General features: G+C 64.7%; 19 protein-coding genes. 13 read left to right on the top strand and 6 right to left on the bottom strand.

The window, feature by feature from the left end:
• The first annotated feature begins 55 nt into the window (after positions 1–55).
• The 7 genes from IF809_RS02915 (at position 56) to IF809_RS02885 (ending at position 9,833) form a co-directional block, all read left to right on the top strand.
• Positions 56–598: a CDP-alcohol phosphatidyltransferase family protein gene (locus tag IF809_RS02915; RefSeq protein ID WP_128965862.1), complete on the top strand. Its 543-nt coding sequence runs from the start codon at positions 56–58 to the stop codon at positions 596–598.
• Positions 599–691: 93 nt separating this feature from the next.
• Positions 692–1,369 (top strand): P-loop NTPase family protein, encoded by a 678-nt coding sequence (locus IF809_RS02910; RefSeq protein WP_462836768.1) that lies wholly within the window; start codon positions 692–694, stop codon positions 1,367–1,369.
• 140 nt (positions 1,370–1,509) lie between these two features.
• On the top strand, positions 1,510–3,699 hold the full coding sequence (locus tag IF809_RS02905) for an RNA degradosome polyphosphate kinase (RefSeq protein ID WP_453983676.1): 2,190 nt from the start codon (positions 1,510–1,512) through the stop codon (positions 3,697–3,699).
• Positions 3,700–3,714: 15 nt separating this feature from the next.
• Positions 3,715–5,217 (top strand): exopolyphosphatase, encoded by a 1,503-nt coding sequence (gene ppx, locus IF809_RS02900; protein WP_462836767.1) that lies wholly within the window; start codon positions 3,715–3,717, stop codon positions 5,215–5,217.
• A 105-nt stretch (positions 5,218–5,322) separates the two neighbouring features.
• The gene (locus IF809_RS02895) at positions 5,323–6,450 is read left to right on the top strand and encodes an efflux RND transporter periplasmic adaptor subunit (protein ID WP_462836766.1); all 1,128 of its coding nucleotides are present in this window, start codon (positions 5,323–5,325) and stop codon (positions 6,448–6,450) included.
• Positions 6,451–9,525 carry an efflux RND transporter permease subunit gene (locus tag IF809_RS02890; RefSeq protein WP_462836765.1) on the top strand — a complete coding sequence of 1,025 codons (3,075 nt, stop codon included), beginning with the start codon at positions 6,451–6,453 and terminating at the stop codon, positions 9,523–9,525. It abuts the gene before it with no gap.
• Positions 9,522–9,833, top strand: a complete 312-nt coding sequence (locus IF809_RS02885; protein WP_128965858.1) for a DUF3240 family protein — start codon at positions 9,522–9,524, stop codon at positions 9,831–9,833. The genes IF809_RS02890 and IF809_RS02885 overlap by 4 nt, the downstream gene beginning before the upstream one ends.
• Before the next feature lie 4 nt (positions 9,834–9,837).
• Here the strand turns inward: IF809_RS02885 and IF809_RS02880 are convergent, their stop codons facing one another.
• Positions 9,838–10,698, bottom strand: a complete 861-nt coding sequence (locus tag IF809_RS02880; RefSeq protein ID WP_128965857.1) for a TerC family protein — start codon at positions 10,696–10,698, stop codon at positions 9,838–9,840.
• Between the two features lie 41 nt (positions 10,699–10,739).
• Positions 10,740–11,162 (bottom strand): nucleoside-diphosphate kinase, encoded by a 423-nt coding sequence (gene ndk / locus IF809_RS02875; protein WP_128965856.1) that lies wholly within the window; start codon positions 11,160–11,162, stop codon positions 10,740–10,742.
• On the opposite strand from ndk, the gene IF809_RS02870 reads away from it, so the two are divergent.
• The 4 genes from IF809_RS02870 to IF809_RS02855 all read left to right on the top strand — a co-directional run bounded on the left by IF809_RS02870 (position 11,155) and on the right by IF809_RS02855 (position 14,046).
• Positions 11,155–11,334, top strand: a complete 180-nt coding sequence (locus IF809_RS02870) for a hypothetical protein (RefSeq protein ID WP_128965855.1) — start codon at positions 11,155–11,157, stop codon at positions 11,332–11,334. The genes ndk and IF809_RS02870 overlap by 8 nt on opposite strands.
• Positions 11,335–11,475: 141 nt before the next feature.
• Positions 11,476–11,739: a sulfur globule protein precursor gene (locus tag IF809_RS02865; RefSeq protein WP_128965854.1), complete on the top strand. Its 264-nt coding sequence runs from the start codon at positions 11,476–11,478 to the stop codon at positions 11,737–11,739.
• Between the two features lie 213 nt (positions 11,740–11,952).
• Entirely contained in the window at positions 11,953–12,126 is a 174-nt protein-coding gene (locus IF809_RS02860) for a hypothetical protein (RefSeq protein WP_164938632.1), read from the top strand.
• A 57-nt stretch (positions 12,127–12,183) separates the two neighbouring features.
• The gene (locus tag IF809_RS02855) at positions 12,184–14,046 is read left to right on the top strand and encodes an ABC-F family ATP-binding cassette domain-containing protein (protein WP_462836764.1); all 1,863 of its coding nucleotides are present in this window, start codon (positions 12,184–12,186) and stop codon (positions 14,044–14,046) included.
• A 6-nt stretch (positions 14,047–14,052) separates the two neighbouring features.
• Here the strand turns inward: IF809_RS02855 and IF809_RS02850 are convergent, their stop codons facing one another.
• The 4 genes from IF809_RS02850 to IF809_RS02835 all read right to left on the bottom strand — a co-directional run bounded on the left by IF809_RS02850 (position 14,053) and on the right by IF809_RS02835 (position 17,846).
• Positions 14,053–15,048 (bottom strand): ABC transporter substrate-binding protein, encoded by a 996-nt coding sequence (locus tag IF809_RS02850; RefSeq protein ID WP_128965852.1) that lies wholly within the window; start codon positions 15,046–15,048, stop codon positions 14,053–14,055.
• 176 nt (positions 15,049–15,224) lie between these two features.
• Positions 15,225–15,731, bottom strand: a complete 507-nt coding sequence (locus IF809_RS02845; RefSeq protein WP_164939013.1) for a hypothetical protein — start codon at positions 15,729–15,731, stop codon at positions 15,225–15,227.
• Between the two features lie 166 nt (positions 15,732–15,897).
• The gene (locus IF809_RS02840; RefSeq protein ID WP_462836763.1) at positions 15,898–16,350 is read right to left on the bottom strand and encodes a DNA polymerase III subunit chi; all 453 of its coding nucleotides are present in this window, start codon (positions 16,348–16,350) and stop codon (positions 15,898–15,900) included.
• A complete protein-coding gene (locus tag IF809_RS02835) occupies positions 16,347–17,846 on the bottom strand; it encodes a leucyl aminopeptidase (protein ID WP_462836762.1) in 1,500 nt (499 codons plus the stop codon). Before IF809_RS02835 ends, IF809_RS02840 begins: the two co-directional genes overlap by 4 nt.
• A gap of 340 nt (positions 17,847–18,186) precedes the next feature.
• Between IF809_RS02835 and lptF the strand changes: the two genes are divergently transcribed.
• Together lptF and lptG are read left to right on the top strand one after the other, a co-directional pair.
• Positions 18,187–19,356 (top strand): LPS export ABC transporter permease LptF, encoded by a 1,170-nt coding sequence (gene lptF, locus IF809_RS02830; protein ID WP_453979224.1) that lies wholly within the window; start codon positions 18,187–18,189, stop codon positions 19,354–19,356.
• Positions 19,353–20,450 carry an LPS export ABC transporter permease LptG gene (gene lptG, locus IF809_RS02825; RefSeq protein ID WP_128965847.1) on the top strand — a complete coding sequence of 366 codons (1,098 nt, stop codon included), beginning with the start codon at positions 19,353–19,355 and terminating at the stop codon, positions 20,448–20,450. The genes lptF and lptG overlap by 4 nt, the downstream gene beginning before the upstream one ends.
• The last annotated feature ends 17 nt before the right edge of the window (positions 20,451–20,467 follow it).

The following is a 20,467-nucleotide window of genomic DNA, read 5'->3' as shown; positions in this document are numbered from 1 at the left end:
GTTCAGCCTCTTAGAGCCGGGATTCAAGGTCAGGTCGGGTGCCGGGAAGCGCCGTGTGAGTATACCGAACATCATTACCTTGGGCCGCATCATGCTGGTCCCCATCATCGTCTGGGCCATCGTGTCGAGCCAAATGGAGGTGGCGTTCGCCGTCTTCCTCATCGCGGGCATCAGCGACGCCGTGGATGGCTTCCTGGCCAAGCGCTTCAACATGGCCAGTGAGCTCGGCGCCCTGCTCGATCCCCTGGCCGACAAGGCCTTGCTGGTGTCGATCTACCTGTCGCTCGGGATCTGGGGCGATATCCCACGCTGGATCGTGATCCTGGTGGTGTCGCGCGACATCATGATCGTCGCTGCCGTGATCGTATCCTGGTTGTTCGACAAACCCGTCGAGATGAGGCCCTCCAAGGTCTCGAAGCTCAATACCGCCGCCCAGGTGGCCTATGCGGCCCTAGTGCTGGCGGCCCTCGCCTTCGGCTTCAAGGCTGCGCCTTATGATATGATCCTGCTGGCGCTGGTCACGGTGTTCACGCTGTCCTCAGTGTCACTCTACCTCGTCGAATGGCTGCGGCACATGAGCACGATCGAGGCGAAATGAGACGGGATGCGGCCCCGCAAAAGGCCGAGTCCCGATCGAGTAACACGAATCTCTTCAGACAAGGCCGGCGCGCCGGCACGGAGCAAAGCAAGCGTGGCAGCCCGCGTTCATCCCCGGCAATTGGCGTTTTCGCTTCCGCATGCCGAGAGCCTCACCCGGGACAATTTTCTCGAGGGCCCCGCCAATGCCGCTGGCCTCGCTTTGATCGACAGCTGGCCGGAATGGCCGAGCCGGATCATGTGGCTCGCCGGCCCTGAGGGTTCCGGCAAGAGCCATCTGGCTGCGATCTGGGCCGAGATATCAGGTGCCCGCTCGACCATGGCCAATGCGCTGACCCCAGCCAGCGTCCCCGGCGCGCTCGCGACCGGCGCTCTGGTGATGGAGGATCTCAAGGCCAGGGATTTCGACGAGCGCGCCCTCTTCCATTTGATGAACCTTGCCCGCGAGGATGGCGCCTTCGTGCTGTTCACTGCTCGCGAGGCACCGGCGGCATTGGAGGTGGATCTCCGCGACCTGCGCTCCCGCCTGCGGACCATTCCGGTGATTTCGCTGGCGCCGCCCGACGACCAGCTGTTCCGCGGCCTGATCGTCAAATTCTGCGCCGACCGCCAGCTTGCCATCGACGAAAGCGTCGTGAGCTATCTCGCGACCCGGCTGGAGCGCTCCTCGGCCGCCGCCCGGCGCGCCGTGGAACTGCTCGACAGCGAGGCGCTGCGTCTCGGCCGCCCCGTCACCCGGGCCCTCGCCGCCGAGCTGCTCCGGGACACCTGACCGCCAGCTCCCTCAGGCCGGCTTGACGCAATGCCGCGGCGGAACATCAATGTCATCGAAACGTCATCGCCCTAACACATGCTCCCGCCGGTTTTGCGCCTAAGTCGCAAAGAGGGGCAATTTTGATGGACCGACTTCTCATGGACTCTGCGCAAGCCGTTGAAACAAAAGAGAAAGCCACGGAGCCCCAGGGCCTGCCGGCGATCGCCACAAGCCCCGAGCGCTTCATCAATCGCGAACTGTCCTGGCTGCACTTCAACCGGCGCGTCTTGGAGGAATCGGTCAACCCCAGCCATCCCATGCTGGAGCGGGTGCGTTTCCTGTCGATTTCGGCGAACAATCTCGACGAATTCTTCATGGTCCGCGTCGCCGGCATCAAAGCCCAGGTGCGCGAGGGCATTGCCGAACGCGCCCCTGACGGCTTGACCCCGTCCGAGCAGCTCGCGCTGATCAACCGCACAGTCTCCCAGCTCGCCTCCGATCAGCAGGCCATCTGGCGCGACCTGCGCGGCACGCTGGCCGAGGTCGGCATCGTGCTGGTCGACGGCAAGGACGTCACCAAGGCGGAACGGACCTGGCTCGAGGACTATTTCCTCAACAACGTTTTCCCGCTGCTGACACCGCTGGCGATCGATCCTGCCCACCCCTTCCCGTTCATCCCGAGCCTCGGCTTCACCATCGCGCTCCAGCTCACGCGCGAGGCCGACGGCAAGCCGATGAACGCGCTGATCCGTATGCCCGGCAAGATCGACCGCTTCATCCGCCTGCCGGCCGAAGGCAAGGTGCGCCTGATCTCGCTGGAGCAGGCAACCAGCCTGTTCATCAACCGCCTGTTCCCCGGCTACAGTCTGCACGGCCAGGGCGCCTTCCGCATCATCCGCGACTCCGAGCTCGAAATCGAGGAAGAGGCCGAAGACCTCGTCCGCCTGTTCGAGACCGCGCTGAAGCGCCGCCGCCGCGGCTCGGTGATTCGGCTGGAGATCGACGCCAAGATGCCGGAGGAGCTGCGCAGCTTCGTGCAGCACGCGCTGTCGGCGTCCGATGACGAGGTGTTCCTGGTCGACGGCGTGCTGGCCATGAACGAGCTGTCGCAGCTCACCCGGCTTGATCGGCCCGATCTCGAATTCACCCCCTACGTGCCGCGCCATCCCGAGCGCGTGCGCGAGCATGGCGGCGACATCTTCGCCGCTATCAGGCAGAAGGACCTGATTGTCCATCACCCCTACGAATCCTTCGACGTCGTGGTGCAGTTCCTGCAACAGGCGGCGCGCGACCCCGACGTCGTCGCGATCAAGCAGACGCTCTACCGGACCTCGAACAACTCGCCGATCGTGCGCGCGCTGGCCGAAGCTGCCGAAGCCGGCAAGTCCGTCACCGCGCTCATCGAATTGAAGGCGCGCTTCGACGAAGAGGCCAACATCCGCTGGGCGCGCGATCTCGAACGCGCCGGCGTCCAGGTCGTCTACGGCTTCCTCGAACTCAAGACGCACGCGAAGCTCTCGATGGTGGTGCGCCGCGAGGGCGGGAGCCTTGCCACTTACGTCCACACCGGCACCGGCAATTACCACCCGGTGACCGCGCGAATTTACACCGATCTCTCCTACTTCACCTCGGAACCGACCATCGGCCGCGACGCCGCGCGCGTGTTCAACTTCATTACGGGCTACGCAGCACCGAGCGATCTGGAAAAGATGGCCGTGTCGCCGCTGACCTTGCGCAAGCGCATCATCGAGCACATCCAGGGCGAGACCGAACACGCGCGTCACGGCAAGCCCGGCGCGGTCTGGATGAAGATGAATGCATTGGTCGACCCCGATATCATCGACGCGCTCTACGAGGCCTCGCAGGCCGGCGTTCAAGTCGAGCTCGTGGTACGCGGTATCTGCTGCCTCCGCCCCGGTATTCCTGGCCTGTCGGAGAACATCCGCGTCAAGTCGATCATCGGGCGCTTCCTGGAGCACGGCCGAATCTACTGCTTCGGCATGGGCCAGGGCCTGCCGAGCGCGAAAGCGGCTGTGTATATCTCGTCGGCCGATATGATGCCGCGCAACCTCGATCGCCGTGTCGAAGTGTTGTGTCCGCTGCAGAATCCCACGGTGCATCAGCAGGTTCTCGAACAGATCATGGTCGCGAATCTGAAGGACAATGAGCAGAGCTGGCAATTGTTGCCGGACGGGTCTTCAACGCGTATGAAGGCCGCGAAGGGCGAGGAGCCCTTCAACGTGCACAACTACTTCATGACAAATCCGAGTCTGTCTGGCCGTGGAAAGTCGCTCAAGGAATCCTCGCCGCGGCGTCTCACACGCCGGAACGAACGCCATCAGTCCTGACCGGAGATCCTTGTCGTGAAACGCCCGCGCAAGCGTGGCGCTAGCGTCGCGGTCATCGACATCGGCTCCAATTCGGTTCGTCTCGTCGTCTACGAGGCGCTGGCGCGGAGCCTGATTCCGATCTTCAACGAGAAGACGCTGTGCGGCCTCGGACGCGAGGTGCAGAGCACCGGCCTGCTTGCGCCCGACGCCGTCGACAAGGCGCTGACGTCGCTGAAGCGTTTCCGCGCGCTGTGCCGCGTCATGCAGGTCGGCCGCGTATTCGCGATCGCAACTGCGGCCTGCCGTGATGCTTCCAACGGCCCCGATTTCATCGCGAAGGCGGAGCGCATCTGCGCCGTGAACATCGAAATCCTGTCGGGACCGCGCGAAGCAAAGCTGTCGGCGCTCGGCGTGATCTCGGGTGTGCACAATCCCGACGGCATCGTCGGCGATCTCGGCGGCGGTTCGCTGGAATTGATCGACGTGCGCAGGAACCGGGTGCGGAGCGGCGTGACGCTGCCGCTCGGTGGTCTCGCGCTCCAGGACCTCGCCCACAAATCGCTCAAGCGCGCCGACCGCATCGTGCGCGAGGCGCTCGACCAGGTCCCACAGCTCACGGCCGGCAGCGGCCGCACCTTCTATGCCGTCGGCGGCACCTGGCGCGCGCTGGCGCGCATCCACATCATCCAGAGCGGCTATCCGCTCCAGGTGATGCACGGCTATTCCATACAAGCGGCCGAGGCGCTGGATTTTGTCCGCCGGCTGCGGCGCCTCGCCGCCGCCGACATGCTCGCCGACATCGAGGTCGTCGCGGATGCGCGGCGCCCTCTCCTCACCTATGCAGCGCTCGTGCTCGAGCACATCATCCGCGTCGCAAAACCCAAGACCATCGTGTTCTCGACCTTCGGCGTGCGCGAGGGCCTGCTGCACGAGAAGTTGCCGGAGTCCGAACGCAACAAGGACGGCCTGATCTGCGCGGCCGAGGAGCTGAACCAGCTTCTGTCGCGCTCGGCGCAGCACGCGCGCGAGCTGATCGCCTGGACCGACCGGCTGGCGCGCGTCGTGAAGCTGCGCGAGACCGAGGAGGATCGCCGTCTGCGCCACACGGCCTGTCTGCTGTCCGACATCGGCTGGCGCGTCCATCCCGATCATCGCGGCGAGCAGACGCTGAGTCTCGTGGTCAACGCCAATTTCGGCGCGATCGATCACCGCGAACGCGCCTTCGTCGGACTGTCGGTGTTCTATCGCTATGCGGGTCTCAGCGAAGAGAACCAGCCGCCGCTGACGATGCAGGAATTGCTGACGCCGGCGCAGCTCGAACGCGCCCGCCTGCTCGGCGCTGCGTTCCGCGTCGCGCATCTGATCTCGGCCGCACGTCCGGGCGTGCTGCCGGCCACGCATTTTCGCAGCCGGGGCCGCAGTCTGACGCTGGTCTTCGAGCACCGGCTCGGCGATCTCGTCGCCGACCGGGTCGGCAGCCGCTTCAAGCAGCTCGCCCGCCTGGTCGGACGATCCGGCTCGATCGTCAGACGCTGACCAGCGCTGCATTCTGTCGCAGAACCGACGCCGGTTGATGCAGATCAACTCGGCCGGATGGTGCCGGACTAACGTGCCGCCACGTTGTTTCGGACCACCTCTATCATGCAACATGAGCTTCGCTTCCCGATCCGTGGTCGGAAACTGGCTGTCAGCGTCCTGTTCGCGCTCGCCCTCGGCTTTTCGTCCCCAATGCTTGGAGCGCAGGACGAACTCAAGCTGACCGAGCCGCAGGCGAGAAATCTTGGCGTACGCCTCGCTCATCCCATCGCGAGCCGGACCGACCTGACGCTGCCCTATCCCGTCCAGATCGTGATCCCTACGCCGCAATTGTGGGTCGTCAGCGCCCCCGTGGCCGGCATGGTCGCCAGCCTCCCCGTCGGCCGCGGCGATCGCATCTCGGCCGGCCAGCCGCTGGTCGTCCTCGAAAGTCCAAGCTTCGTCTCCCAGCAGCGCGACTATTTGCACGCGATCGCGCAGGAGCAGCTGGCAACCCAGCAGCTCAAACGCAACATGGATCTGTTCGACGGCAAGGCCGTGCCGCAACGCGTGCTCGAGGCTAGCCAGGCCGAGGCCCGCCAGGCCACGCTTGTGGTTGCCGAACGCCGGCAGATGCTGCGCCTGAGCGGAATGTCCGACGAAGCCATTTCACGGCTGGTCGAGGAAACCGCGATCAGCGCCACGCTGACGGTCAATGCGCCGCAAACCGCATCCGTGGTCGACCTCGTGGTGTCGCCGGGGCAGCGGCTCGAGCAATCCGCGCCGCTGGTCAAGCTGGCCCGCCTGTCGCCGCTCTGGGCCGAAATCGCGGTTCCCGCGGCGAGCATTCGAGCGATCCGCGCCGGCGCGAAGGTCGAGATCGAGGGCTATTCCACGCCCGGAAAGGTCGTGCTGGTCTCCGAGACGATTGATCCCGCCACCCAGACCATCCTGGTCCGTGCGGAAGTCCCCAATGACGGCGAGCTGCATCCCGGCCAGACGGCCGCGGCTCGCATCGGTTTTCTCTCCGCGGGCGAAAGCGCCTGGGAGATTCCTTACGCCGGTCTCGTCCGTCGAGGTGAACAGACGTCAGTCTTCGTCGCCTTTGATGGCGGCTTCCGGCTCGTCCCGATCACGCTCCTTGCCGAAGACCAGGACCATGTCGTGATATCCGGCCCGATCACCGAGCGCGACGAGATCGCGATCGGCGGCATCTCCGCGCTCCGCGGCATTCTCTCGGGGCTGGGGCAATAAATGCTCCGGCGCCTGGTCGCATTCGCGCTTTCGCAGCGGCTGTTCGTCTTGCTGAGCGTGTTGCTGTTGATCGGGGCCGGCGCCGTCCTGTTGCCCAGCCTGCCGATCGATGCGTTCCCCGACGTTTCGCCAGTCCAGGTCAAGATCATCATGAAGGCGCCCGGCCTCACTCCCGAAGAGGTCGAGCAGCGCATCACGGTGCCCGTCGAGCTCGAGCTGCTCGGATTGCCGAACAAGAAGATCCTGCGTTCGACCACGAAATACGCTTTGGCCGATATCACCGTCGATTTCGAAGACGGCACCGACATCTATTGGGCGCGCAACCAGGTCTCGGAACGGCTATCGAACATCTCGCGCGATTTCCCTGAGGGGGTGAGCGGCGGCCTTGCCCCGATCACGAGCCCTCTCGGCGAAATGTTCATGTTCACGATCGACAGCGACGAGCTTTCGCTCGCCGAGCGCCGCACCCTGCTCGACTGGGTGATCCGACCGGCCCTGCGCACGGTTCCCGGCGTTGCGGACGTCAACGCGCTGGGCGGATACGTGCGCGCGTTCGAGATCGTTCCGCGCAACGACGCGCTGGCCGCCCGTGGCATCTCCTACGACCTGTTTCGCCGGGCGATCGAGGCCAACAGCCGCAACGACGGCGCCGGGCGGGTGAACCAGGGCGAGGACAGCGCCCTGGTGCGGATCGAAGGCAGCATCCGCTCGATCGAGGACATCAAGGGCATCGTCGTGGACACGCGCGAGGGGGTGCCGATCCTCGTCAACGACGTCGCGAGCGTCAAAGTCGGGACGCTGACACGTTATGGTGCGGTCACGTCGAACGGGCGCGGCGAAACCGTCGAGGGACTCGTGCTCGGTTTGCGCGGCGCCAACGCGGGCCAGCTCGTCCGCGACGTGCGGGCCCGCCTTGCGGAGCTGCAGCCCTCGCTGCCGAAGAGCGTTTCGATCAACGTGTTCTACGACCGCAGTCGCCTGGTCGATCGCGCCGTAGGAACCGTCGTGCGAGCGCTTGGCGAGGCCACTGCCCTCGTCATTGTGCTTCTGCTGCTTTTCCTCGGCAACTGGCGGGCCTCCCTGGTGATTGCCCTCAGCCTGCCGCTCGCCATCGTCATTGCGCTGATTGTCATGCGGCTGGTGGGGATGTCCGCCAACCTGATGAGCCTCGGCGGACTTGCGATCGCGATCGGCATGTTGATCGACGCGCTCGTCGTCGTGGTCGAGAACATTGTCGGCAATCTCGGCAAGCACGAACCCGGCAAGACGGCACCGCTGATCCACCTGATCTACCGCTCGGTTTGCGAGGTGCTGGAGCCGGTGGCTTCGGGCGTCCTCATCATCATCATCGTGTTCGTCCCCCTGCTGACGCTCCAGGGCCTCGAGGGGAAGCTGTTCATCCCGGTCGCGCTCGCGATCATTTTCGCGCTTGCCGGCTCGCTGCTGCTTGCGCTCACCGTGATTCCGGTCGCGACGTCCTTCCTGCTCAGGTCGGCCTCGCATGGCGATCCCCTGATCGTTCGTGCCGCCCAGCGCGTCTATGCGCCGGCACTGGACTGGGCCTTGCGCAACGAGCGCAAGGTGATGGCTGCGGCGCTGGTCGCCCTGCTCGCCGCAGGCTTTGCCTATACGAAGCTCGGCAAGACCTTCATGCCGACGATGGACGAAGGCGACGTCATCGTCAGCGTGGAAACGCTCCCTTCGGTCAATCTCGACGAGTCGCTTGCGATGAACCGAAGGCTGCAGGCCGCACTCCTCACAGTGCCTGACATTGCCGGCATTGTCGCGCGGACCGGATCCGACGAGCTCGGCCTCGATCCCATGGGTCCCAATCAGACCGACACGTTCCTCGTGCTGAAGCCGGCTGCCGAGAGACAGACCCACGATCGAGAGGCCCTGCTGCAGAATTTGCGTGAGGTTCTCTCCGGCTTTCCCGGCATCTCGCTCAGCTTTACCCAACCCATCGACATGCGCGTCCAGGAGATGATCAGCGGCGTGCGTGGCGACGTCGCGGTCAAGATCTTCGGCCCTGACATCGCCAGGCTGAACGAAGCCGCGGCAAAGTTGTCGGCCATCCTGTCCAGCATCGATGGCGCAGAGGACGTCTACACGACGCTCAACGAAGGCGCGCAGTATTATACGGTGTCCGTCAATCGAATGGAGGCCGGACGTCTCGGCCTCACGGTTGATGCCATCGCCAATTCGCTGCGCACTCAAATCGAGGGGCGAACGATCGGCACCGCGCTCGAGGAAGGACGCCGCACACCCATTCTCGTCCGTGGCAGCAAGACGACCAGGGAGGCGCCCACGCTGCTCGCGAGCCTTCCGCTGACGCTCGCATCGGGGCAGCACGTCGCGCTGTCGCAGGTTGCCCGCATTCAACGCGTGGACGGCCCGGTCAAGATCGACCGCGAAGACGGCGCTCGCATGAGCGTGGTTCGGGCCAATGTCCGAGGCCGGGACATGGTGGGCTTTGTCGAAGCGGCCCGCCAGAAGGTTGCGGCGGAACTGCAACTGCCGGACGGCTATCGGCTGACCTGGGGCGGACAGTTCGAGAACCAGCAACGTGCCTCGGCACGCCTGTCGGTGGTCGTTCCCGTCGCGATCGGCCTGATCTTCGTCCTGCTCTTCACCACGTTCGGCGCCATTCGCCAGGCTTTGTTGGTGCTCGTGAACATTCCCTTCGCCCTGATCGGCGGCGTCTTCGCGCTGGTCGTCACCGGCGAGTATCTCTCGGTGCCGGCCTCGGTCGGGTTCATCGCACTGCTTGGGATCGCCGTCCTCAATGGCGTGGTCCTGGTCTCCTACTTCAATCAACTGCGCGCACACGGCCTGAGCGAACATCGCATCGTGGTCGAAGGCGCCATGCGCAGGCTGCGGCCGGTGCTGATGACCGCGAGCATCACGGCGCTTGGTCTGATCCCGCTGCTGTTTGCCTCGGGTCCGGGGTCCGAGGTCCAGCGACCGCTTGCCGTCGTCGTGATCGGAGGCCTGTTGTCCTCGACGGTGCTGACGCTGATCCTTCTGCCGATCCTGTACCGCCGCTACGGCGGCACGTCGAAGGTGGCCAAATGACCGACCAGAAGGTCTGCCTCACGCTGATTGTGCCACATCGGCTCAGGGAAGAGGTGTTCGACTATCTCGCCGAACAAAGCGACCTTGTCTCGGGCTTCACGGCCTCGCACGCCGCCGGCCACGGCGGCGAAGTCCGACTGCACACGGCGGCCGAACGCGTCCAGGGCCACGCCGATCAAGCCATGGTGCAGGTCATAGTGCTGCAGGATGATTCGACGCGCCTGCTCGACCGGATCAGGGTTTCGTTTGCTGGAACCAGACTCGTCTATTGGGCGACGCCGGTGACGGACTTCGGCATCATCGACTGAACGACTAACCTTCAGCCGACGCCTTGGCGTGCCGTTCGGAGGCCTCGAGTGCAGCCGCGCTGAGGCTGCGCCGGCGCCAGACCGAGCCGACAAACAACACGACGATGACGCCGAGTGTGGCGCAGAGATATTCGGCGCCACCGCCATGAGCGAATTGCGCCGGGATGTGAAGGCTACCGAGCATCTTGTCCAGTGACGCGCCGAACGAGCCCTCCGACAGGAAATGCAGCCTCGGTGCGATGCCGGGATCGGTCGCGATCACCTCGCCCGCGATCCAGCCGAGCAGCGCCGCACCGGCCCAAACCAGGATCGGCAGTTTCGAGAGCAGAGCCATGATCAGCGCCGCACCGGCGACGATCAACGGCACGCTGATGGCAAGGCCGAGCACCAGAAGCGGCACGCTGCCATTGGCGGCGGCCGCCACCGCAATGACGTTGTCCAGGCTCATGATGATGTCGGCGACGACGACGATCTGCACCGCCTGCCACAGATGCGAGGCCGACTCGACGTCGTCCTCGTCCTCGTTTTCCGGCACCAGCAGTTTTGCAGCGATCACGATCAGCGCGAGGCCGCCGATCAGCTTGAGGTAAGGCAGCCCCATCAGGCTTGCGACGATGCCGGTGAAGATGATCCGCAGCAGCACCGCGGCGCCCGCACCGAGCACCATGCCCCACAGCCGGTGCCGCGGCTTCAGGCCGCGGCAGGCGAGCGCGATCACCAGCGCGTTGTCGCCGGACAAAAGGACGTTGATCCAGATGATCTTACCGACCGCAATCCAGAAGGTCGGTTCGGCCATCTCATTGCGGAACTGGGTGAAGAATGCTCCGATCGTGGCGGGATCGAAGGCCTGCCAGAGCCAGTTCACAACAAGTCCTTTCGCCCCGTCGACTTAATTCACCGGCTGGATCAGCCGACGATCTCGTTGCCCGAGAAGAACTGCGCGATCTCAATCGCGGCGGTCTCCGGAGCGTCCGAGCCGTGCGCGGAGTTCTCGCCAATCGACTTGGCGTAGAGCTTGCGGATGGTGCCGTCGGCCGCCTTGGACGGATCGGTCGCACCCATGACGTCGCGATATTTGGCGACGGCGTTCTCGCCTTCCAGCACCTGGACCACGACCGGGCCGGACGTCATGAACTCGACGAGCTCGCCAAAGAAGGGACGCGCCTTGTGGACGGCGTAGAAGGTCTCGGCCTGGTCCTTGGTCATGCGGATGCGCTTCTGCGCGACGATGCGCAGGCCCGCCTTCTCGATCACGGCGTTCACGGCGCCGGTCAGGTTGCGCGCGGTCGCGTCGGGCTTGATGATCGAGAAAGTGCGTTCGATGGCCATGATCGTGTCCTTGAAGAGAAAAAAGGTGGTTCGAAGTTGCCGGGCTTATATCGGCGCCTTCGCGATCCGGCAAGCGACCGCCGGAACGGCCTTCACGGGCGCTTCGCCGCAGGGTCCAAGTGGTGATTCCAACATGGATTACAACGATTTCACCCAGATGAACCCAATCTGAAAGCTTCGTCAGGGTTTGGTTCAGCCTGACCGGCGTAATGTGGGGCCTATCGAAACCAAAAGCCTCCTCCCCGAGGCTGACCGTTTCGGAGGCCTTTCCATCGACGCGATAGCCCGCGCCGGCAGTCTTGAGGAGATCACCATGTTGAGGAAACTTTCGCTCGCTGCAGTCGCCGCGGTCGCTCTGGGTGCCGCGCTGGCTCCCACCTCCGCCTCCGCTCACTGGCATGGCGGCTGGGGCTGGCACGGCGGTTGGGGCGGTTGGCATCACGGCTACGGTTACGGCTGGGGCGGACCGCGCTTCTATGCTGCTCCCGTCGCTTACGGATACGGCGGCTGCTATGTGCGCCGGCTGGTCCCGACCCCCTGGGGACCCCGCTGGCGGCTGATCAACCGCTGCTACTGAGCCCCCAAATAACTTCCTGAGGTGTCGTTCCCCCCCTGCGGCACCTTCCAAGAGAGGCCCCGGCGATCCCCCCGCCGGGGCCTTGTATTTAGGCAGGGCGACGGATTCATACAATTTTTACTAGAATGCCAGGCATTCGCCACGGCGGCGAAACCATTTCGGGGGCCTGTGACTTGGTACCGTGTCGTTACTTTGCAAATACGGAACCCACAAATGGCTGGCCTTTTTGCCAATGACAGCGAACAGATCGACCGGCGCACCAGCCGCTCGATTTGCGATGCCGTAGGCGAGCGGCTGCAGCAGAGTCTCCGTCCCGAACCGCGCCTGCCGACGCATCTCGAGCAGCTCTTGAACGAATTGCAGAAGCGCGACCGCGATACGTACTAACCTGGTGCTCACAGAAAAACCGGTTGCGTTCGCCGCGCCTTGCGGTGACAAGGCCGCATGCTCACCATCACCGACCTCTCCGTCCGCCTTGCCGGACGCCTTCTGATCGACAGCAGCTCCGTGCAGATCACGCCCGGCTCGCGCGTCGGCATGGTCGGGCGCAACGGCACCGGCAAATCGACGCTGTTCAAGGTGATCCGCGGTGAGCTCGCGGCCGAGCACGGCTCGGTGACGCTGCCGCCGCGCTGGCGGGTCGGCAGCCTGGCGCAGGAAGCCCCGAACGGCCCGGAAAGCCTGATCTCAGTTGTACTGAAGGCCGACCTCGAGCGGGACGCGCTGCTCGCTGAAGCCGAGAGCGCCACCGATCCCCACCGGATCGCCGAGATCCAGACCCGCCTCGTCGATATCGATGCGCATTCTGCGCCCAGCCGTGCCGCCGCGATCCTGTCCGGCCTCGGCTTTTCCGCCGCCGACCAGCTGCGTCCCTGCGCCGAATTCTCCGGCGGCTGGCGCATGCGCGTCGCGCTGGCAGCGACCCTGTTCGCAGCGCCCGACCTGCTGCTGCTCGACGAGCCCACCAACTATCTCGACCTCGAAGGAACGCTGTGGCTCGAGGATCACCTTGCGCATTATCCACGCACCGTGATCGTGATCAGCCACGACCGCGACCTGTTGGAGAGTTCGGTCGACCAGATCCTGCATCTGGAGCGCGGCAAGCTCACACTCTACAAGGGCACTTACTCCTCCTTCGAGGAGCAGCGCGCCGCGCGCGAACTGCTCGACGCCAAGGCCGTCAAGCGCCAGGAAGCCGAGCGCGCCCGCCTGCAAGCCTTCGTCGACCGCTTCAAGGCCAAGGCCTCGAAAGCGCGCCAGGCGCAGTCCCGCGTCAAGATGCTGGAGCGGCTGAAGCCGATCACGGCACTGGTGACGGAGGACGTGCGCGAGATCAGCTTTCCAGCGCCGGAAAAACTGCTGTCGCCGCCGATCATCGCGGTCGACAACGCCTCCGTCGGCTACGATCCGGCGACCCCGGTGCTCAGCCGCGTGACGCTCCGCATCGACAATGACGACCGCATCGCGCTGCTCGGCGCCAACGGCAATGGCAAGTCGACGCTGGTCAAGCTCCTCGCCGGACGCCTCGCCCCCTTCTCCGGCAAGGTGACGCGCGCCGACAAGCTGTCGATCGCCTATTTCGCCCAGCATCAGCTCGATGAGCTGAACGAGGATGCCTCAACCTATGATCACGTCCGCAAGCTGATGGGCGATGCGCCTGAGGCCAAGGTGCGGGCGCGCGCCGGCGCGATCGGCTTCTCCGGCAAGGCGGCCGATACCAAGGCCGGTCAGCTCTCGGGCGGCGAGAAGGCGCGGCTGCTGCTGGGGCTGGCCACCTTTTTCGGCCCGAACATGATCATCCTGGACGAGCCGACCAACCATCTCGACATCGACAGCCGCGCCGCGCTGGCCGAAGCGATCAACGAATTTCCGGGCGCTGTCATCATGGTCTCGCACGACCGCTATCTGATCGAGGCCTGCGCCGACCGGCTCTGGATCGTCGCCGACCGCACCGTCACCAACTATGACGGCGACCTCGACGACTACCGCCGCATGGTGCTGTCTTCGCGCAATGCCGAACCCGCTCCGCGCGAGCGCAGCGCTCAAATCGAAAAGCCGCAGCGGCCGAAGTCGAACAATCGCGGTTCGCTGAAGAAGCGCATCGCGGAAGCCGAGACCGAGATCGCTCGCGTCACCGAGATCATCGCCAAGATCGACACGGCGCTTGCCCTGCCCGACATCTTCACGCGCGATCCCAAGCAGGCGGCGCAGCTGTCGAAGGCCCGCGCCAATGCGGCGGATGCGCTGGCGCGCGCGGAGGAGCAATGGCTCGAGGCGAGCGCGCAGTTCGACGAGGCGGCGGGGTAGCAGCTTCTATTCGATCACGCGATCGGCACGCGCGAGTAATGCTGGCGGCATGTCCAAGCCGAGCGCCTTGGCCATCTTCAGGTTGATGACGAGCTCATAACGACGCGGCGCCTGGATCGGCAGATCGCGCGGCGAAGCGCCCTTCAAAATGCGATCGATGTAGTCGACGGGGGCGCTGACGAGTTCGTCCCAAACGAAGGTGTAGGACATCAGCGCCCCGCTATCGACGGCGCCCAGCACCGAGTTCAGCGCCGGTACGCGAAAGCGGGCGCATTGCGCGACGATGTGGTCGCGATGCCCGTTGGTGAACGGTTCGGGAATGACGAGCAGGCTGCTGTTCGGCGTGCGACTGAATGCCTGGAGCTGAGCTTCGGTCTCGGCGTCATCGTGCGTCCGCATTTCGATGACCTCGACGCCAGATGCAGCATCCCTCGCAGCGACGACTAGGCCCGGCGCATAGGGCGCGGTCTCCGGGTTGAAGAGGATGGCAACGCGGGCCAATTTTGGATCAAGCTCGCGCAACAGCTCCATCCATTTGCCGCCGATGGCGAAATCCCAGGTGACGAAGCCCGTCACGTTGCCGCCAGGATGCCCAAGGCTGTCCGCGAGTCTAAAACCGACGGGATCGATGACCTGCGTGAACACGATGGGAATCGTCGTGGTCTGCTGGCGCAGCGCCAGCGTCGCCGGCAGGCCCTGGGCGTAGATGACCTCCGGCGCGAGCGCGACGAGCTCAGCCGCCGATGCTTTGGTATTGGCCAGATCGGACAGCGCGCCGCCAAAGCGATAGTCGATGTGAACATTACCGTCCTCGACCCACCCGGCTCTGCCCATAGCCTCACGGAAGGGCTTCAGGAAAGCCCGGGCCACCGGCACGTCGATATCAGCCGCGAGACCTACGAGCACGCCGACGCGGTGCAGCCGCTTCGGTGGCTGGGCACCCACGATAGAGGGCGCGGCCGCAGCCGCGGCTATTCCTGCAATGAATTCACGCCGCCTCATGCCCGCCCCGCCAACGTCCAAATGTCGTCAGTGTAAGCGTTGGAGCGCGCGGCTCGATAGATGCGAGCCATGCCTTCACAAAAAATATAGGTGAGCCGGATCGCCCTTCGACACGTCGCGCATCCAAGGGTCCGTGCCAGGAAGCTGGCAAGGGTATTTCCGAAGGCGGCGACGCGTTACGTTGCCGCCTTCTTCTTCGCCTTCGGCTTCGATTTTACCGCCTTCGGCGCCGGGGGCGGCTCAGGATTACCCTCAATCGCGGACAGGCGTCCGGAGGTGAAGGTGTAGATGCCCGCGCGCGGACCTGTGGTCCAGGTGACCACCGCGACGCGCCGGCCGGCGGCATCGCTGGAGAGATTGACGTTCGAGGGCGCGCCGATGCCACGCACCACGTCGCATTCGGTGTGGCCGAGCGCGACGGTGCCGCCCACAGGGGCCGGCGCCGTCGTCGACGCATTGGCGTCGGCAGGGCCCGGCGGCGGTGCCATGCCAGGGCAAGCGCCGTCGGCGCTGACGAGATCGTCAGGCGCCACCGGCTTGTCGGGGGTCAGCGGCGGCGACTCGATCGAGATGTTCTTGATGAACAGGCGGCTCGGCTTGTTGAACCATTCGGCGTCTTTGGCGGACGCCAGCATATCGGTTGCGCCCGAGCAGCCGGCGAGCAGCGGCGCGACGGCGGCCAACGCAACTATGAGCGACTTTGGAAGCTTTTGATGTCGCACGATAAACTAAATTCCCCGCATGAAGGAGCGCCCTTAAGCGATTGTCCCAACATCACTTTGCGGCATGAAGGTGGCCGAAACCAATCTGCCCGAGAAAGTCCAAATTATCATTAATTGCGAAGCGGCGCTAATTCCGGCGCTGCCACCGGCCCCGGTCGTCGGCCTGCCAATAAGTGACCTCAAATCCGCGAGTCTTGCAATCCGTCCAGGTGCTGCGGGCGACCGCCAGCGCGTCCGGATCGTCGCCGTTGAACAGCAGCACCATGCGCTCATAGGCTTCCGCGTCCTCCGGCAACGCGGCGTTGTCGACCAGGAAACGCACGTTGGCCCCGTTCGGATTGTCCGCCTCGATCGCCAGCACGATGGGCTGCTCGGCCACATCAGTCACTCGCCACGTCGCGTGCGGCAGGAAGGAATCGTCGCGATAGGTCCACAAATGCGCGTCGAGCGCATCGGCGCGCTCCGGCGAGGTCGACTGCACCACGACGCGCCAGCCGCGCTCGAGCGATTTCTCGAGAAGCGGCGGCAAGACGTTCTCAACCGTCATGTTTTGCAGGTGGTAAAACAGCACTTCCGTCATTTGCGCTCGTAGTGATCTGCCACCAGACGATCCAGCAGACGAACGCCATAGCCGGACCCCCAGCTCTGATTGATGTCGGTCTTCGGTGCGCCCATCGCAGTGCCGGCGATATCGAGATGCGCCCAGGGCGTCCCGTCGACGAAGCGCTGCAGGAACTGTGCGGCGGTAATCGAGCCGCCATGCCGACCGCCGGTGTTCTTCATGTCGGCGAACTGGGAATCGATCAGCTTGTCGTATTCGGGGCCGAGCGGCATGCGCCAGACCTTCTCGCCGACCTCGATGCCGGCCGTCAGCAGGCGCTCGGCGAGTTCGTCATTGTTGGAGAACATGCCGGCATGCTCGGTGCCGAGCGCGACCATGATCGCGCCGGTCAGCGTCGCCAGATCCACCATGAATTTCGGCTTCAGCTTCTTGGCGACGTACCAGAGCACGTCGGCCAGCACGAGGCGGCCTTCCGCATCGGTGTTGATGATCTCGATGGTCTGGCCCGACATCGAGGTCACGATGTCGCCGGGCCGCTGCGCGTTGCCGTCGGGCATGTTCTCGACGAGGCCAATGGCGCCGACCACATTGGCCTTTGCCTTGCGTGCCGCAAGCGCGTGCATCAGGCCGACGACGCAAGCCGCGCCCCCCATGTCTCCCTTCATGTCTTCCATGCTGCCGGCCGGCTTGATCGATATGCCGCCGGTGTCGAAGCAGACCCCCTTGCCGACGAAGGCGACCGGCGCCTCGCCCTTCTTGCCGCCGTCCCAGCGCATGATCACGGTGCGGCTCGGCCGAGCCGAGCCCTGGCCGACGCCGAGCAGCGCACCCATGCCGAGCTTCTGCATCGCCTTGACGTCGAGCACCTCGATTCTAACGCCGAGCTTGCGCAGCTGCCCTGCGCGGCGGGCGAACTCCTCGGGGTACAGCACGTTCGGCGGCTCGTTGACGAGATCGCGCGCGATGATGACACCGTCAACGACTGCTGCTGCCGAAGCAAAGGCCTTCTTCGCCGCGGCCGCATCGCCCACCGCGAGCGAAACATCGGCTCGCAAGGCGCCCTCCTCGCCGTCCTTCTTCCTGGTCTTGTAGCGGTCGAACTTGTAGGCGCGCAGGCGCACACCCGAGGCAATCGCGACCGCCTGTTCGCTGCTCATCGCGCCGGTGGCGAGTTCCGCCACGATTGTCATGGCCGCGGAGCCGGCCTTCAGCTTGCTGGCGACCAGGCCGCCAAATTTAAGGAAATCGTTCCCCTTCAGGCCGGAGGCCTTGCCGGTCCCGATCACGATCAGGCGCTCAGCCTTCAGACCCTCGGGAGCCAGGACGTCCAGGACGGCGCCGCTTTTGCCTTTGAATGAGGCGGCGGCCGCCGCTCGCTTCATAAGCTCGCTCGCGCCGCCGAGTGCCTTGGCCGTCGCCGGGCCGACCTTCAGAGCCTCGTCACAGAACACGACCAGAATGCCACGGGCGGCAGAAGCCATTGGGACAAAGCCGACCTTGATGGCATCGGGCATGGATAACTCCTCGAAAACTTGGGACTTTTTGCCGGTCAACCGTTCCGGCCACAGGCCGGAGCTGAACGGCGATTCACTCGTCTCTCCCCACTATGGGCCAGAGGCGCGGTCGATGCCAAGCACCGCCCGTGGCAGGGACGCCACATTGGACGAAATATTAACCATATGATGAGGGCGCCATGGGTCAGCCATTTTGTTGACGGATCAAAGGGATGGTAGTGAGAAAGTAAGCCTCCGGAAGAGGTGATTGGCCGGCCTTGGGGATCCCTGTCAGGGGATTGGTCGGAGAGTCCGAATTCCGGTGCGCGTTGGGGACTTGGTGGGAATCGTGCGGTAGCGCATGGGGTCGATCGACAGGTATATTTTCCGCACGACGCTGGCGTCGTTTGCGCTCGTCCTGGTCAGCCTCACCGGCGTGATCTGGATTACGCAGGCGTTGCGCGGCATCGACCTGATGACGAGCCAGGGTCAGACCATCATGACCTTCCTCGGCATCACAAGCCTCGTGATCCCGGCGCTGGTGCTGATCATCTCGCCGATCGCGCTGATGATCGCGATCTCGCACACCCTGAACAAGCTGGCGACCGATTCCGAGATCATCGTGATGAATGCCGCCGGCTTCTCGCCGTTCCGGCTGTTCTATCCGTTCTTCTATGCCACCTGCGTGGTGGCGCTGCTGGTCGCCTTCATCGCCGCCTATCTCGCGCCCGACGGCATGCGGCGCATTAAGCAGTGGGACGCCGAAATCACCGCCGACGTGCTCACCAACATCCTGCAGCCCGGCCGCTTCGCCCAGCTCGACAAGAACCTGACGATCCGGATTCGCGAGCGGCTGCCCGGCGGCATCCTCGCCGGAATCTTCATCGACGACCGCCGCGATCCGAACGAGCGCGTCTCGATCGTCGCCGAGCACGGCGAGGTCGTGAAGAACGAGAACGGATCCTTCCTGGTGCTCAAGGACGGCAATCTGCAGCGCTTTGAGGCCGGCAAGCGCGACCCTGCGCTGGTGGCGTTCGGCCGTTACGGCTTCGACATGTCGAAGTTCGGCAACCAGGGCCACGACGTCACCCTGGGCATTCGCGAACGCTATCTGTGGGAGCTGTTCTCGCCGTCCGAGGACGATCCGGTCTACAAGCAGATCCCCGGGCAGTTCCGCTCGGCCCTGCATGACAGCCTGCTTGCGCCGCTCTATCCCTTCGCCTTTGCCGCGCTGACCTTCGCTTTTCTCGGCGCGCCGCGCACGACCCGACAGAGCCGCAACTTCTCGATCGGTGGCTCGGTGCTCGCCGTGTTCGGCCTGCGCATGGCGGGATTTGCCTGCTCGGTCATGGCCGTGAAATCGCCGGGTCCGGTGTGGGTCCAGTACGCGATGGTCCTTGGGGCGATCGGCGTCGGCTTGTGGATGATCATCGGCGGCATCGTAGTCGAGCCGCCGCCGGGCCTGATGGAAGCCATCAACAGATCGAATGCGCGCATCGCGCGGCTGTTCGGACGGCCGGCCGCCGCATGAGCATGCTCACCAACACGCTCGGGCGCTATTTCGCGGGCCGCTTCGTGGTCGCCGCACTCGGCGTGTTCGCGAGCATTTTCCTGCTGCTGGTGCTGGTCGATTACATCGAGATGGTGCGCAAGACCTCGGGCCTCGCCTCCGCCTCCGCGCTGATGGTGGCCGAGACCTCGCTGTTCCGGGTCCCGCAGCTTTTGGAGAAACTGACGCCGTTCTGCATGCTGATCGGCGCCATGACCTGCTATCTCGCCCTCTCCCGCCGGCTCGAGCTCGTGGTCGCGCGCGCCGCCGGCATCTCGGCCTGGCAGTTCATCTCGCCGGCACTCGGCAGCGCGCTGCTGATCGGGGTAATCGCAACCGTCGCCTACAATCCCATGTCGGCGAATCTGCGCGAACTCTCCAAGCGCATGGAGGCTGAACTGTTCGGCTCGGCGCCCGGCGGCGGCATCCAGGACGCCTCCGGCTTCTGGCTCAACCAGGTGACCAGCGACGGCCAGACCATCATCAATGCCGCTCGCAGCGAGCAGCAGGGCGTCCGCCTGACGGGACTCACGCTGTTCCGCTTTGATACAGAGCAGCACTTCAAGGAGCGGGTCGAGGCGCGCGAGGCCACGCTCGAGGCCGGTCATTGGCTCTTCAAGGGCGTCCGTCGCTTCTCGCTCGATTCTCCGCCGGTTGATCAGGCGACGCTGGAGATTCCGACGACGCTGACCGAGGCGCAGGTTCGCAACAGCTTTTCCACACCCGAGACTGTGTCCTTTTGGCAACTACCGAGCTACATCCGCTCGTCCGAGAGCTCTGGGTTCGCGACAGCGGGATATCGACTCCAGTATCACAAGCTGCTGGCACAGCCGTTCTTGCTCGCCGCCATGGTGATGCTCGCGGCTTCCGTGTCGCTGCGCTTCTTCCGGATGGGCGGCGTACAGAAGATGGTTTTGAGTGGCGTGGGCGCAGGCTTTCTGCTCTACGTGCTGTCGAAAGTGACTGAAGACTTGAGCAAGGCTGAGTTGATGCATCCGATCGCTGCGGCGTGGTTGCCCGTAGTGGTGGGCGGCCTCACCGGCTTTTTGGCCTTGCTGTACCAGGAGGACGGTTAGTGACTGCCGTCCATCGA

It is taken from the genome of Bradyrhizobium sp. UFLA06-24 (assembly GCF_054967145.1).
This window is presented reverse-complemented; position numbering and strand designations above follow the sequence as displayed.